Source organism: Bacillus sp. MMSF_3328, assembly GCF_030733525.1.
GTDB lineage: Bacteria > Bacillota > Bacilli > Bacillales > Cytobacillaceae > Bacillus_AB > Bacillus_AB infantis.
This window is the reverse complement of sequence record NZ_JASHIV010000006.1, coordinates 185473-198707: the sequence shown is the minus strand read 5'-3', so window position 1 is coordinate 198707 and position 13235 is coordinate 185473. Positions and strand designations below refer to the sequence as shown.

Here is a 13235-nt window from a genome sequence, read left to right as displayed (position 1 = left end):
TTTGATGACATTGCAGCTAGTAGGCTGGTCAAGCAATATTTTCCGGGAGGTGTATTATGGTGGCAGGACTCAAATTCAAATTGAGAAAGATTAAAAGAACGCCAGATGTGCATACTATTGCCAGGAGTGATATTATGCGCAGAGATATCGACAAGTTTGATAATGCTTTCCCAGATGGTGTATTTGTATTCCCGGCATCCCCCGAATCCCCAAAAGTGAAAATAAGAGCGTTAGATAAATACTGTAAAGAACATGGAGTAGAGCCAAAAGATTTAACAGAAGACGAAATGAAGCCGTTTCTTGTATATTAAGAAGTCCCTGCAGGTTGGGGGGCTTTTATTTTTGGGCCGAGGGGACAGACCCCTTGGCTCTTTTTAAGACTGAACCACTTGACCTGTCCCTATGGCTCCGCTTTATTGGGTATAATAAAGAAAACACTGTTTGTTTCGGCTACTCATAATTTCAGAATGAGCCACGGGACCTGTCCCCCTGGCTCACCACCCAATAGTATGGAGGCGAATATAACTTGAAATCATATATTCTAAGAATAGAATTAGAAGGGTCAAACCCATTAATATGGAGAAGAGTCGTCATGCCAGCGGGAGCGACGTATAAGAGGCTCCATGATGTCATCCAGAATGTGACCAATTTTCGAAGTGGTTATCCTTATGACGGTTATCATCTTTTTGAGTTTGACCTGATTGAGGACCAGAGGATTGTTACAGATAATGAAGAAGCTTATCTTGAGCATCAGCATTTTAAGAAAAACAAGGCCATGTATGCAGAGCGGCTTAAATCAATGCCGGTGGAAATGTTAGATTTTGAGAAGAATTATCAGGAAAGATTGAAGATTGAAGTGCGCAAGCCTAGCGGTTTAAAAATCGATGATTATCTGGAAAAATATAAGGAAATCAAATATTCCTATGATTTTGGTGACGGCTGGCGTTTCAACGTGAAGCTTGAGCAGACTGTCGATGACTACTACTTTGGTTTTCCAACCCTGCTTGATGGAGCAGAAACGGCACCCCCTGAAGATGTGGGCGGGATGCATGGATTCTATGAATTTCTAGAAGCTTATCAGGATGAGAAGCATCCTGAACATGAGGACATGAAAGTTTGGGCAGAAACGATGTATTTTCGGGAATATGATCCTGATTCCCTTAATAGTAGACTAAAAGGGCTTCATTATAAGAAAACTGAGTGGGATAAGATTAACCACGAAAGATATGAAGTTATTGAGGATAAGTATCGGAAGTGAGCCAGGGGGACAGACCCCTTGGCTCTTTTTAAGAATGGGCCAGTGGACCTGACCCCCTGGCTCAAAAATGCAGGAGTTTTCATCTCCTGGTCGAATAGGTATTATGAAAGCCAGGGACTGCATGGCTGAATGGCTGGTCCCTGCGGCTAAAGAATGGAGGTGCCAAATGCCTAGACAGGCAAGGAAGAAGAGTATGACCGGAATATATCACGTCATGTTAAGGGGGATCAATAAGCAGACGATTTTTGAAGATGATGAAGACAGGAGGCGATTTATTTATACGGTATTGAAGTATAAGAAGAAATATGATTTCGATCTTTTTGCTTACTGCCTTATGGATAACCACGTTCACCTGCTGCTGAAAGAAAAAGAAATAACTTTATCAGATATAATCAAAAACCTCAGCTCAAGCTATGTTTATTGGTATAACACTAAATATGATCGCAGCGGCCATCTGTTTCAAGGCCGGTTCCGAAGTGAAAATGTTGAAACCACACCTTATTTCCTCAAAGTAATCCGCTATATACACCAAAACCCTCTGAAAGCTGGTCTGGCCAGGACTGCATTCTCCAGTAAATGGACCAGTATCAATGAATATACATCTCCATCAAGCGCATTAAACACCGCGGCTGCCCTTAAATTATTCTCCCAAAACAAAGACGAATCCATAACCTTATTCAAAGAATATATGAATACACTAAACCAGGATGAATGCCTGGAGGATAACCCGCGTTCACGCAAAACAGATGAACAACTGATCAGCTATATACGTGAAATTGGAATTCATCATACCAGTATGCTGCAGCAAATGAATAAACCGCAGCGAAATAAGATCTTAAGAGAATTAAGAAAACTAGAAGGAGTCTCGGACCGGCAAATATCGAGAGTTACGGGGGTATCGAGAAGCATTATTCAGAGATTAGGCTGAGCCGCAGGGACAGGTCCCGTGGCTCATTTGGGAAAGTGGGCCAAGGGACCTGACCCCTTGGCCCACCCCCTTTGCTCAACCCCCTGGCCCAAAACGAGCCAGAGGTCCTGACCCCCTGGCCCACCAAAACGAGCCAGAGGACCAGACCTCCGCCAAATTCCCCTTTGATTTTTCCCAATCCTTGTCATATAATAAAAACTAACTAAGGATGATAATCATTATCAACTGAAATGACTGTTTATAGAGACAGAGAATTAAGAGGATTAGCTATGAAACTATGGGTTATGACAATTGCAGCTTTTGTGTTGTCTGGTGTGTCGCTTTTTATTGGGGCGATTGATATTGGGATAGGTGATTTGCTTGATTGGGAGTCGGATGAGGCGCAGATTTTCCTGATCAGCCGGGTGCCGCGTTTGATGGCGATTGTTTTGGCTGGGGCGGGGATGAGTATTGCGGGTTTGATTATGCAGTCTTTGAGCCGGAATAAGTTTGTGTCGCCGACGACGGCCGGTACGCTGGATGCAGCGAAGCTGGGGATTTTGATCTCGATGCTGTTTTTTACGAATGTGACGTATACGCAGCAGGTGCTGTTCAGCTTTGCGTTTGCTTTGGCGGGGACATTTGTATTCATGCAGATTCTCGACCGGGTGAAATTCAAGGATGTTATTTTTGTGCCGCTGATCGGGATTATGTATGGTAATATTTTATCCTCGATCACGACGTTTTTTGCTTATGAGGCAGACCTTCTCCAGAATATTTCTTCCTGGCTGATGGGGAGCTTCACGTTAGTGATTTCTGGCCGGTATGAGCTTTTATACATAAGTGTTCCAGCGGTGATCCTGGCGTATATTTACGCAAATAAATTCACGGTGGCAGGCATGGGCGAGGATTTTGCGAAGAATCTGGGCTTGAGCTATAAGGTTGTGCTGAACCTGGGGCTGATCCTGGTTGCCATCATTTCCACAACTGTCGTGCTGACAGTCGGTGTCATTCCGTTCCTTGGGCTGATTGTGCCGAATATCGTTTCGCTTTATCTGGGCGATAATTTGCGCAAATCCATCCCGCATACCGCTTTATTGGGGATTGTGTTCCTGCTCATTTGCGATATCATCGGGCGGATTGTGATCCATCCATACGAGATTCCGGTGAATGTAACAGTGGCAGTCATCGGCAGTGCGATCTTCTTAATTATGCTGTTTAGGGGGAGAGCATATGCGAAAAAATAGTACGAAGCTGATATTCCTTGCCGTGCTGGCCATTATTAGTATATTATTCTATGCTTTTTACGATATTAAAGGCGGCTTCGACTACGCCTTCCCAAGGCGGATGATGAAAATAGCTGCCATGGTGATAACCGGAACCGCGATTGCTTATTCGACCGTCGTGTTCCAGACGATCACCCATAACCGCATCCTGACGCCTTCGATGATGGGGCTTGGCTCCATGTATGAAGTGGTGCAGACCCTGATCTACTTTTTCGGCGGATCGATGTCTGTCTGGGTGCTGAATAAATACTTGAATTTCGGCACAGCGATTTTTGCGATGGTCCTGTTTGCGCTCCTGCTTTATCGCTTCTTATTCAGAGCTGATAAGTATCCTATATATCTGCTTCTGTTGATTGGGATGATCATCGGGACGCTGCTCGGCAGCCTTGTGACTTTCCTGCAGGTTATCATCGATCCAGTTGAATATTTAAGCCTTCAGAGCCGCTTGTTTGCGACTTTTACCAATGTGAAATCTGATTTATTAATGATTGCGGCAGGCATACTGCTTGTGGCGTTCATTTACGGATTCCGCATCATGGGCCAGCTGGATGTGATGTCGCTCGGACGCGACAATGCGATGAATCTTGGCATCAATTATGACCGCATGGTGATGAATATCCTCATCCTGTCGTCCGTGCTGATTGCCACTTCGACCGCATTAGTGGGGCCGATTACCTTCTTTGGCCTGATCGTAGCCAATCTGTCTTATCAATTTTTGGTTACCTATAAGCATTCAGTGCTGATTTTGGGTGCCAGCCTGATCAGTATCATTGCCCTTGTCGGCGGGCAGTTCCTTGTGGAACATATCTTTGAACTGCGCACCACATTAAGTGTGATTATCAATTTTGTCGGCGGTATTTACTTCATTTACTTATTATTAAAAGAAAGTAGGTCAGCAGGATGATAGAGATCAAGGGTCTTACAAAGCATTTTGGCAAAAAGCCTGTTGTGGAGGATGTGTCGGTCACAATCGAGCCGGGGACGATTACGTCATTCATCGGACCGAATGGGGCCGGGAAATCGACGCTTCTTTCGATGGTAAGCCGTCTATTGGATTCAGATACAGGTGAAGTCCTGCTGGATAAAAATAATATTAAAAAATGGAAGTCCAATGGGTTCGCCAAACGCGTATCCATTTTGAAGCAGTCCAATTATATCAATGTCCGCTTGACCGTGCGCGAGCTGGTTTCGTTTGGCCGCTATCCGTATTCAAAAGGCCGCCTGACAGCCGAGGATGAAAAACTCGTTGAGCAGGCGCTTGAGTATATGAATCTGATGGAGATGCAGGATCAGTTTCTGGATGAACTGTCAGGCGGGCAGAAGCAGCGTGCGTTCATTGCCATGGTCATTGCGCAGGATACGGATTATATTTTGCTTGATGAGCCGCTCAATAACCTTGATATGAAGCACTCTGTCCAGATCATGAAAATTTTGCGCAGGCTGGTCGATGAGCTTGGAAAAACGGTTGTCATTGTGCTCCATGATATTAACTTTGCGTCTGTGTATTCGGACCGCATTGTCGCTTTGAAGAATGGGAAGCTTGTGAAAAACGGGAAGACCCATGAGATTATTAACTCTGACGCTTTGCGGGAAATTTACGATATGGACATTCCTATTCAGGAGCAGAATGGATGCCGTATTTGTGTTTATTTTAATTCACATGCTTGAAAAATTTCTGGGCAGTCTCTGCAAAATAGTCTACTAGAAGGCTGTCTTGCGGTGATTGTCTTTTTTTTACAAAAAATCAAAATTATTTATAAATCTAGTTGACTTTGAGATTTACCAGCTCTATAATGAGAATTGTTATCAGTGATAATGATTATCATCATCAAATACCAAATACATAGCAAGGGGAGAACGACAGATGAAAAAATGGAAAATCGCGAGTGCACTACTAGCAGCTTCACTCATGCTTGCAGCATGTGGATCCGATGAGGAAGCCTCAGGAGAAAAAGAAGTTAAGCCTGCAGCTGAGCAGACTTCCGGGGCAGCAGCTGAGCAGAATGGTGCTTACCCGATGACGGTATCTCCGACGGTGGCTTCTGTCGAAGGGGAAGAGGGCGCTGAACCGTACAGCTTTGAAGATATAACATTTGAAAAAATGCCGGAGAACATCGTTGTCTTTGATTACGGTTTCCTGGATACATTGGATGCACTCGGCGTTGAAGGAATCACAGGGGTTGCAAAAGACTCTTCCTTGCCGGATCAGCTTGAAAAATATACTTCTGACGAATATACAAGTGTGGGCAGTTTAAAAGAGCCGCTACTTGAAGATGTTGCCGAGCTTGACCCGGACGTCATTTTCATCTCAGGACGCCAGTCACCATTCTATGAAGAGCTGAGCGAAATTGCACCGGTCGTATTTGTTGGAACTTCACAGGAAGACTATTGGGGCACATTCCAGTCATCTGTTGACCTGGCAGCGAAAATGTTTGGAAAAGAAACTGAAGCAGAAGAATATATGGCGAAGATCGATACAGCTTTAGAGGAAGTCAAAACGCTGTCTGGAAACTATGAAACATCTTTAGTGACCATGTATAACGAAGGGAAATTGTCCGGCTTTGCTACAAACTCCCGTTACGGCTACATCTATGATCAATATGGCTTCAAGCCGGTAACAGAAGATATCGAAGCTTCATCCCACGGATCAAACTTCGGTTTCGAAGCACTACTGGAATTTGATCCACAGGTATTATTCGTAATCGACCGCACAGCAGCCGTTGGCGGCGACTCCAACATCAAAGCCGATATGGAAAATGCCATCATCAAGAAAACAGAAGCCTACAAAAACAAGAAAATCGTATACCTCGACGGCCCGCTATGGTACCTGAGCGGCGGCGGACTCCAGTCCGAACTTTCAAAGATCGAAGAAGTATTGGCTGAGTTGAAATAAAAGTGAGCCAAGGGGTCGGTTCCCTTGGCTCTTTTTTGAGACTGGGCCAGGGGGACAGGTTGGCTGCTCTTTATGAGACTATGACGCGGGATTTGTCCCTGGCAGGGCCAGGGGGTCGGTTACCTTGGCTCTTTTTGAGACAGGGCCAGGGGGACAGGTTCGCTGCTCTTTTTGAGAATATGACGCGGGATTTGTCCCTGGCACATAGGGGAGTGATTTTATGAAGAAGATAAATGATTATATTGATTCGGTGTTCTATAAGGAGGATGCACTGCTGGAGGAAGTTCTTTCATCCATCGTGGAAAATGGGATGCGGTCTATCTCTGTCTCACCATCCACCGGAAAGCTGCTGACAATGCTTATCTCCATTTCAGTTGCCAAGAATGTACTGGAAATAGGAGCGCTTGGAGGGTACAGCGGAATCTGCCTTGCCAGGGGATTCGGCAGCGAAGGAAGATTGACTTCACTTGAACTGGTGGAAAGCTATGCAGAATTGGCACATAGGAATCTGGCAAAAGCAGGTTTTGGTGGTCAGGTGTCGTATTTGACTGGACCAGCTTTGGAGAGCCTGGACCGGCTTGTGGGAGATAATAAGAAATTCGATTTTTTCTTCATTGATGCAGATAAAGAGAATTACGAAAACTATCTGGAGCATTGCATCCTGCTGGCAGAAAAGGGAGCATTGATTGTTTGTGACAATGTACTAGCAAAAGGTACGGTGGCTGATGAGGATAGAGAACCAACACGCCATACCGAATTTATGAAAAAGTTCAACCAAGCTGTTGCAGACCACCCGAGATTGGAATCTGTACTGGTGCCGATTGGGGACGGGCTGACGGTATCTAGGGTAAAGTGAGCCAAGGGGACAGGTACCGTGGCTCTTTTTGAAACTGGGCCAAGGGGTCTGTCCCTATGGCTTACTAATTGGAGGGATCTAAATGTTTGTACAAATACGCAAATGGACATTGACAGAAGGAAATGCTGATAAGATTCTTGATCGGTTTCAGAAGAAGCCGGGTGAGGAGCCTTCACTGATCGAGCAGCGAGAAGGATTCATTGGACGTGAGCTGATGGTGAAGAATGCCCGCCGCGGAGAAGAAGAGGTGGTAATGATCATCCGCTGGGAGTCAGAAGAAGCATGGAAGGCATGGGAGAAGAGTCCGGAGCATATTGCGGGGCATAAGAACAAGATTAAAGAGAATGGCGGGAAGCCGCCGAAGCCTGAGTATGTCATAGATATGGAGATTGGTAATTATACGGTGGTTGAGTGAATTTGAGCCAAGGGGACAGACCCCTTGGCTCTTTTTTTGAAGTGGGCCAGGGGGTCTGTCCCCTTGGCCCGCGGCCCGGCCAACGAACCTCAACCTTCACATATAAATTAGTTGAAAGTGACCTAACGTCATCTTATATACTGATAATTAGATTTTCTACTTTAGGGTGTGGAAGGGGAATGTTTAATTTGAAGAAAGATGACGTTGTTATTTATGCATGTGTGATTGCTGGAGCTGGTGTGGGCTTGCTTTTTGATCATGCTTTTCCAGGAGTATTGATTGGCTTAGGAATAGGCTATTTGTTTAAGACTCTATTATTCGATAGTTCGGATAAGAAATAAGGGAGTGGTCATAGATTGTTCCATATTAATGAAGTGAAGAGGATGAGTGGATTATCTGTCAGGACACTAAGATACTACGACAAAATTGAGCTTCTGAAGCCCGCTTCAAAAACTCAGGGAGGGCACCGTTTATATTCTCATGCCGAATTAAAAAAGCTGCAGCAGATCCAATTTTTAAAAACCATTGGGTTTCAATTGAGTGAAATTAAAGAAATGTTAGAGTCCGAAGATTGGGATTGGTCCATCAGCCTACAGAAGCAGCTTTCATATGTGTTGGACGAAAAAGAACGCCTTTCGGGAATAGAGCTGAATCTACGGGAGCTAATAAATGGAATTGCCATTGAGGGAGAGGAATTCAGGATACAAAAAATCATGAGTTTATATACCAGGGATCCCAAAGCTGTGTTTACTTACAAGAGCGGGGAGTTTCAGGTGAAGGATACAGACGTGCTGGAAAAACTTCCGCATATGGCCAGTACTGACCCGGATTCTTTGGAATGGATCGCTCTGGTCGGGCAATTGAAAAAATACATGCATCTTGGCTATGAACATACACGCGTCGTCAATATTATTAAGAGAATGGTTGAAAAGAAAGAGGAAGATTTTAAGGACGAAGAAGAATTTTTAAATAAACTATGGGATATTAGAATGTCCCCTGAGGAGTCCGAAAAATACAGTCTTTATCCCATCGACCAAGAGGTCCTTGTCTTTATGGAACAGGCATATACCTATTATCTCGGCAAAAAATCTTAGTTTTCAAGACAACTTTTCAAAGTGGAGGGAGAAAAATGGGGACAGATCTATTGATTTATCTGGGCGGCCTGGCGCTGCTGGATACATTAAGCCCGGCCATCATAGGTGTTACGCTATTTCTCATCTTAAAAGATAGCGAACACCTGACATCAAGATTAATGACCTATTTGGCAACCGTGGTGCTGCTATATTTCTTTTTAGGCATCATCCTGATGGCAGGGCTACAATATATGACTGAAGCATTCACCAGTATTCTTCAAAATAGATTATTTAGTACAGCCGTTTTTATCATAGGCATATGCTTATTTGCGGCCAGCTTTTTTATTCCTCAAAAAAAGGACCACAGTATCCCGGAGCCTAAATCGAAAAGTCTCATCTCCATGATCCTTATTGGCCTCACGACGTTTTTAATTGAGGCAGGCACCGCATTCCCTTACTTTGCCGGTATTGGCTTATTGTCGGCAAGCGATCTAACGATTTATTATTGGCTCCCCATTTTAGCAGCATATAATATGATTATGATTCTGCCGGCGATGTTTATTTTTCTAGGATATAAGGTGTTTGGAAAGCGGGTAAACACTGCCTTGGCTAAACTTCGAGTCAAAGTTGCAAAAAGTTCAGGTTCTGTCCTCTCTTGGGTTATGTGTATCGTGGGGCTGTTATTGATGTTTTATACGATTGATTATTTATGATGTTAGCATTAACTTTCTTGACTAAGGAAATGCATGTCCAGCCGTCTCGATCGATTTGTCTATCATATAAGTCCGGCACTTTTTGCAAAAAAAAGAAGCAGATTATCTGCTTCTCTCACATGCCCAATTATCATTATCACGGTCATGTTTTGAATCATACGCCGGATGACTGGAGTCTACTCCATCTGGATATACTTTTCTTAGTTCGGTGCAATTCGCGAATGATTCTGTTTGTACAGCTGTCTGCTCGGCCTCAGCTTCAGCAGCTTCTTGTTCTTTGCGTTTACGTTCTGCTTCCAATGCGGCTTCTTGCTCCTTGCGTTTACGTTCTGCCTCTAAAGCCGCTTCTTGTTCTTTTCTTTTACGCTCTGCCTCAAGTGCAGCTTCCTGCTCTTTTTTCTTTTTCTCTTCTGCTAGTTTCTGCTGTTCAGCCTGCTTTTTTGCCTCTTCTTCAAGACGTTTTTGCTCAGCGGCTTTTTCAGCTTCATCCTGCTTCTTCTGTTCAGCTAATTTAGCGGCCTCCTCTTCCTTTTTCGCATTTTCAGCAGCCTCTTTTTCAGCAGTACTATCGTCTACAGTAGCTGTTGCTGCTACCTTACTTACCTTAAGGTCCGCAGCACTATCCTTTTCAGTTAAAGTAGCAGATGGGAAAGCGGCTGCCAGGATGAATGCTGAAATTAGTCCTAGTGCCATTAGATATTTGGATTTGGAAAATTGAATCCTGCCTTTTTGATAGAGTCTATTTAAAAAATATCCTGCAAGGAAAATAATGATGCCTATCCATGCTTTTGGGGACAAGGCTATACAGCCGAATAAAAATATAATGGCGATTATCAGCAATATTAACTTTACAAACTTCAAGATGTATCCTCCTAATGGTAATATAATCATAATACCATATATTTACTGTAGGAGAAAATGTAATTTGGGCCAAGGGGACAGGTACCTTGGCTCTTTTGAGATTGGGCCACGGGGTCTGTCCCCCTGGTTCAAAACAGGGCTCTGTCCCACATTGAGGTGCCAAATGATTAAGTTAATTAGAAAGATACCAGGATTTGTTTTAAGTCTCGTCTTTGGAATATTTCTGGGGGCAATAGCCAAGTATTTAGATACGGTCTCTGTTGATGGGCACTGGGGGCGCTATATCCTAAGCTATTCAGGGGATATTTTTACGAGGCTCGGCATTTGGGTATTGATCGGGACCATTTTGGCTGCGTATAGTAAGACATTGTTACGAGCGGCTCTGAATACGTTCCTGTTCTTCAGCGGCATGCTGATAAGTTATTATGTGTATTCTGCCTATTTATTCGGCTTTTTTCTAACGAGTTATTTTCTTCTGTGGGGCAGTATAGCCATCGTATCTCCTTTCTTGGCTATGATTGTTTGGATAGCTAAGAATGACCCACGTCTAGCTTTTGTCCTGCCGGCTCTCCCGATGGGACTTTTATTAAGCCTTGCCCTGGGAATAGGTCTATTTTATGTGGATGTATCTTATGTAGAAGAGTTAATGATGTACATCGTTCTATGTATCATCTTTTATAAAACAGGTAAGCAAATGGCTATTGTCGTTATTCTTTCATTCGTTGTTGCTATTATTTTTGGCCTTTATAGTCCATTTCAATTTTGAGCCAGGGGGTCAGGTCCCGTGGCTCTTTTGAAGTGGGCCAAGGGGTCTGTCCCCCTGGCTCTATCCCCCCAGCTTCTCCGGATTCATAGTAATATAAATCTCCGCAATACATTCGTCAAAGATCGAAAAGCTTATGGTGCTGTGGATGCGGCCGTTCATGTAGTTGACCATGGCAGGCTGGCCATTGACGGTGGTGAGGGTAAATTGCACTTCATTGGATAAATTGCGTGTAATTCCCTGTAAGAAGGCCAATACCCGCTGGCGGGTCAGAATCGGACGTACGGCTGCTTTGACTTTTCCGCCGCCGTCGGAGTAGAGTGTGACATTTTCTGAGATGAGTTCGAGCAGGTCTTCTGTACGTTCTGTTTGGAATGCGAGGATGAAGCGCTGGATCAATGAGAGATTCTTTTTGTAATCCAGGCTTTCTCCTTCCGCTCCGGCCATTTTCTGCTTGGAGCGGCTGAACAGCTTGCGGCAGTTTTCTTCTGTTTTTTCAATCATTCTGCTAATCTCCGAATATGAAAAGCCGAACGCCTCCCGCAGCAGCAGGACTGCCCGTTCATGAGGGGTGAGATACTCCATCATCCGTAAATAGGCGATGCTTAAATACTCCTTTTCCATGAGGATTTCCGACGGATCGGTGTGCTGGCCCACGGGCTGCAGAAGGGGCTCCGGGTTCCAAGGGCCGATGTACTGTTCTCTTTTTACCTTGGCGGATCTTAAAAAATCAATGCAGCTGTTTGTCATCATTCTGCATAAATAAGCCTTTTTGTTCTCAACCTCCAGTTCAGGCAGCTGATAGGCCCGCAGGAAGGTTTCCTGGATCAGATCTTCTGTTTCTGAGACAGAGCCGGTCATGCGGTAGCCGAGAGAAAATAATAATGGCTTATACAGCACATAATCTTCATTGCTAATTTGCATGCTTTATCCTCATTTCTTTATCTATCACTTCGAGGGCAGCCTGTTGTCCGCTTTCTGCCGCAGCCTCTGACAATATGAAAGAATGCGAAGCCCAATCTCCCGCAGCATAGAGCCCGGGGAGAATGGCGGAACTGCGGGAAAATAACGATGTGTCATTGACCTTTGGCAAGCGGCCATTAACCGTTATTTGCGGAAGGCATCTCTTCGTAATGATATATTTCTGCCAGCCAGGCTGTAATACCTCTAAAAAATTCTCCAGCTTCCTTTTTTCTTCAGTAGCATTAATGGACTCATTGGGATGGTGGTATTTCAGCACATGGAGAATGGTGCTTTCTCCTTTCTGTGACAGCCGGGCATAGTTGGAGTGAACAGAGTAATAGTAGGGTGCATCGATTCCCATGGCAAATAAGTTTTCCGGATTGGGAAGCCTGGATAATGCAACATCCAATGCGGCCGCTTTGATGGGTTCAAAGTGATTGAAAGGCAGCTTGGCAGATTCGCCGAGCAAACCATTCAGTGCTTGAGGGGGGCCGGTATAAATGATGTTACTGCAATAGATCGGTTCCTGATTGGATACTGTGATCTGCCACTGGCCGTTGTCCAAAGCAGTCAGCTGCTTCACATTTGCACTGGTCTGAATCTGTACATGGTTGGTCACGGCTTGGTTGTACAGCTGATCAATGATGGATTGCCACCCGCCATCCACATAAATCACACCGCCCATGCCGATTTGCATGTGGGCCAGCATGACGCTTGCACTGATTTGTTCGGGGGCATGGGAATAGCTCACAAGACGTCCAAGTGTAAAAAGAAGCTTCTGGATTTTAGGAGTCTGTGTTGTTTCGTCCACGAACTGCTGGAAGGTGAGATTGCTGAATTGGCCTGGCTTCAGCTTCTGAATCCTGCGCAGAATCCCTATCCATTCTATTTTTTCTTTCCAGTTTAAAAGCTTTGATTGCAGGACTCCGGTTGGTGAAAATGGTGCCGTAAAAGATTCGTGGCCATCCATTAACAAACCGCCTATTTTAGGCGCACTGCCATTGATCTCTACACCCAACTCTTTGAGGATGGGTACAGCCTTGCCATTTTTATAAAGGGCATGCGGTCCCATATTAAAATACTGTCCGCTGATGATATCCGTTTTCGCGCGTCCCCCGGCAGATTTCGCTTTTTCAAGCAGCAGAGTCTTCATCCCGGCTTTTCCTAAAACAGCTGCGGAAACAAGGCCGGCTAAACCGCCTCCTATAATGACAGTATCCCAATGATTTTGAGTCATAAATATCCCT

General features: G+C 44.6%; 15 protein-coding genes and 1 pseudogene. 13 read left to right on the top strand and 3 right to left on the bottom strand.

The annotated features are described in order from the left end of the window. The first annotated feature begins 56 nt into the window (after nucleotides 1-56). The 12 genes from RBB45_RS12925 to RBB45_RS12870 all read left to right on the top strand — a co-directional run bounded on the left by RBB45_RS12925 (nucleotide 57) and on the right by RBB45_RS12870 (nucleotide 9401). Nucleotides 57-311: a hypothetical protein gene (locus RBB45_RS12925; protein ID WP_306009709.1), complete on the top strand. Its 255-nt coding sequence runs from the start codon at nucleotides 57-59 to the stop codon at nucleotides 309-311. Between the two features lie 215 nt (nucleotides 312-526). After that, nucleotides 527-1258 carry a plasmid pRiA4b ORF-3 family protein gene (locus RBB45_RS12920; RefSeq protein WP_165352684.1) on the top strand — a complete coding sequence of 244 codons (732 nt, stop codon included), beginning with the start codon at nucleotides 527-529 and terminating at the stop codon, nucleotides 1256-1258. Nucleotides 1259-1424: 166 nt separating this feature from the next. Continuing rightward, the gene (locus RBB45_RS12915) at nucleotides 1425-2186 is read left to right on the top strand and encodes a transposase (protein WP_306009708.1); all 762 of its coding nucleotides are present in this window, start codon (nucleotides 1425-1427) and stop codon (nucleotides 2184-2186) included. Nucleotides 2187-2455: 269 nt separating this feature from the next. After that, nucleotides 2456-3412, top strand: a complete 957-nt coding sequence (locus RBB45_RS12910) for an ABC transporter permease (RefSeq protein ID WP_306009707.1) — start codon at nucleotides 2456-2458, stop codon at nucleotides 3410-3412. Continuing rightward, a complete protein-coding gene (locus RBB45_RS12905; RefSeq protein WP_224951165.1) occupies nucleotides 3399-4355 on the top strand; it encodes an iron chelate uptake ABC transporter family permease subunit in 957 nt (318 codons plus the stop codon). Before RBB45_RS12910 ends, RBB45_RS12905 begins: the two co-directional genes overlap by 14 nt. Next, a complete protein-coding gene (locus RBB45_RS12900; protein WP_224951167.1) occupies nucleotides 4352-5119 on the top strand; it encodes an iron ABC transporter ATP-binding protein in 768 nt (255 codons plus the stop codon). Before RBB45_RS12905 ends, RBB45_RS12900 begins: the two co-directional genes overlap by 4 nt. 196 nt (nucleotides 5120-5315) lie before the next feature. Next, a complete protein-coding gene (locus RBB45_RS12895; protein WP_306009706.1) occupies nucleotides 5316-6344 on the top strand; it encodes a siderophore ABC transporter substrate-binding protein in 1029 nt (342 codons plus the stop codon). Between the two features lie 220 nt (nucleotides 6345-6564). After that, complete coding sequence (locus tag RBB45_RS12890; RefSeq protein ID WP_306009705.1) at nucleotides 6565-7200, top strand: O-methyltransferase; 636 nt, start codon at nucleotides 6565-6567, stop codon at nucleotides 7198-7200. Nucleotides 7201-7282: 82 nt separating this feature from the next. Then, complete coding sequence (locus RBB45_RS12885; protein ID WP_094770008.1) at nucleotides 7283-7615, top strand: antibiotic biosynthesis monooxygenase family protein; 333 nt, start codon at nucleotides 7283-7285, stop codon at nucleotides 7613-7615. Nucleotides 7616-7803: 188 nt separating this feature from the next. Beyond that, on the top strand, nucleotides 7804-7956 hold the full coding sequence (locus RBB45_RS12880) for a hypothetical protein (RefSeq protein ID WP_306009704.1): 153 nt from the start codon (nucleotides 7804-7806) through the stop codon (nucleotides 7954-7956). A gap of 15 nt (nucleotides 7957-7971) precedes the next feature. Next, nucleotides 7972-8709 carry a MerR family transcriptional regulator gene (locus RBB45_RS12875; RefSeq protein ID WP_306009703.1) on the top strand — a complete coding sequence of 246 codons (738 nt, stop codon included), beginning with the start codon at nucleotides 7972-7974 and terminating at the stop codon, nucleotides 8707-8709. Nucleotides 8710-8744: 35 nt separating this feature from the next. After that, entirely contained in the window at nucleotides 8745-9401 is a 657-nt protein-coding gene (locus RBB45_RS12870; RefSeq protein WP_306009702.1) for a GAP family protein, read from the top strand. Between the two features lie 102 nt (nucleotides 9402-9503). On the opposite strand, the pseudogene RBB45_RS26295 reads toward RBB45_RS12870, so the two are convergent. Further along, nucleotides 9504-9635 (bottom strand): annotated as a pseudogene (locus RBB45_RS26295) (excalibur calcium-binding domain-containing protein); the annotation flags it as partial. Between the two features lie 790 nt (nucleotides 9636-10425). Here RBB45_RS26295 and RBB45_RS12860 point away from each other — a divergent pair. After that, on the top strand, nucleotides 10426-11028 hold the full coding sequence (locus RBB45_RS12860; protein ID WP_306009700.1) for a hypothetical protein: 603 nt from the start codon (nucleotides 10426-10428) through the stop codon (nucleotides 11026-11028). Nucleotides 11029-11088: 60 nt separating this feature from the next. Here the strand turns inward: RBB45_RS12860 and RBB45_RS12855 are convergent, their stop codons facing one another. Together RBB45_RS12855 and RBB45_RS12850 are read right to left on the bottom strand one after the other, a co-directional pair. Continuing rightward, entirely contained in the window at nucleotides 11089-11949 is an 861-nt protein-coding gene (locus RBB45_RS12855; RefSeq protein WP_306009699.1) for an RNA polymerase sigma-70 factor, read from the bottom strand. Then, nucleotides 11939-13225, bottom strand: coding sequence for a phytoene desaturase family protein (locus tag RBB45_RS12850; protein ID WP_306009698.1), 1287 nt, complete (start codon nucleotides 13223-13225; stop codon nucleotides 11939-11941). The genes RBB45_RS12855 and RBB45_RS12850 overlap by 11 nt, the downstream gene beginning before the upstream one ends. Nucleotides 13226-13235: the final 10 nt, after the last annotated feature.

Excerpts from the sequence above, each read along its gene's own strand:
- RBB45_RS12925 (WP_306009709.1), top strand. The coding sequence starts at position 57 with ATGGTGGCAGGACTCAAATTCAAATTGAGAAAGATTAAAAGAACGCCA.
- RBB45_RS12915 (WP_306009708.1), top strand. The coding sequence starts at position 1,425 with ATGCCTAGACAGGCAAGGAAGAAGAGTATGACCGGAATATATCACGTC.
- RBB45_RS12910 (WP_306009707.1), top strand. The coding sequence starts at position 2,456 with ATGAAACTATGGGTTATGACAATTGCAGCTTTTGTGTTGTCTGGTGTG.
- RBB45_RS12905 (WP_224951165.1), top strand. The coding sequence starts at position 3,399 with ATGCGAAAAAATAGTACGAAGCTGATATTCCTTGCCGTGCTGGCCATT.
- RBB45_RS12900 (WP_224951167.1), top strand. The coding sequence starts at position 4,352 with ATGATAGAGATCAAGGGTCTTACAAAGCATTTTGGCAAAAAGCCTGTT.
- RBB45_RS12895 (WP_306009706.1), top strand. The coding sequence starts at position 5,316 with ATGAAAAAATGGAAAATCGCGAGTGCACTACTAGCAGCTTCACTCATG.
- RBB45_RS12890 (WP_306009705.1), top strand. The coding sequence starts at position 6,565 with ATGAAGAAGATAAATGATTATATTGATTCGGTGTTCTATAAGGAGGAT.
- RBB45_RS12885 (WP_094770008.1), top strand. The coding sequence starts at position 7,283 with ATGTTTGTACAAATACGCAAATGGACATTGACAGAAGGAAATGCTGAT.
- RBB45_RS12870 (WP_306009702.1), top strand. The coding sequence starts at position 8,745 with ATGGGGACAGATCTATTGATTTATCTGGGCGGCCTGGCGCTGCTGGAT.
- RBB45_RS12860 (WP_306009700.1), top strand. The coding sequence starts at position 10,426 with ATGATTAAGTTAATTAGAAAGATACCAGGATTTGTTTTAAGTCTCGTC.
- RBB45_RS12855 (WP_306009699.1), bottom strand. The coding sequence starts at position 11,949 with ATGCAAATTAGCAATGAAGATTATGTGCTGTATAAGCCATTATTATTT.
- RBB45_RS12850 (WP_306009698.1), bottom strand. The coding sequence starts at position 13,225 with ATGACTCAAAATCATTGGGATACTGTCATTATAGGAGGCGGTTTAGCC.